Raw genomic sequence first — 286 nt, forward strand, 5'->3', positions numbered from 1 at the left:
CCTGAAAAAAAATATTCCTGTTTTTCCCGGATGCGTTTCTCCTTCCGAGGTGGCGCAGGCAGTAAAACGTGGGCTGAAGGTGGTAAAATTCTTCCCGGCAGAGCAGGCCGGAGGACTTGCTATGCTGAAAGCTATGGCAGCGCCTTATACCATGCTGAAGTTCATGCCTACCGGCGGGATAAATACAAAGAATCTGAAGGAGTATCTTGGTTTTTCCAAAATTCTCTGCTGTGGCGGAAGCTGGATGGTAAAAGGCGATATGATTAAAAATAAAGAATTTGACAAG

1 protein-coding gene is annotated in these 286 nt (G+C 45.8%); it reads left to right on the forward strand.

What is annotated here, in order from left to right:
* A partial coding sequence (locus tag QVP40_RS11675) for a hypothetical protein (protein ID WP_334290696.1) occupies window positions 1–286 on the forward strand: 286 nt, incomplete at both ends.

This window comes from Blautia sp. CAG:257 (genome assembly GCF_000433815.1).
In the GTDB taxonomy this organism is placed as follows: domain Bacteria; phylum Bacillota; class Clostridia; order Lachnospirales; family Lachnospiraceae; genus Blautia_A; species Blautia_A caecimuris.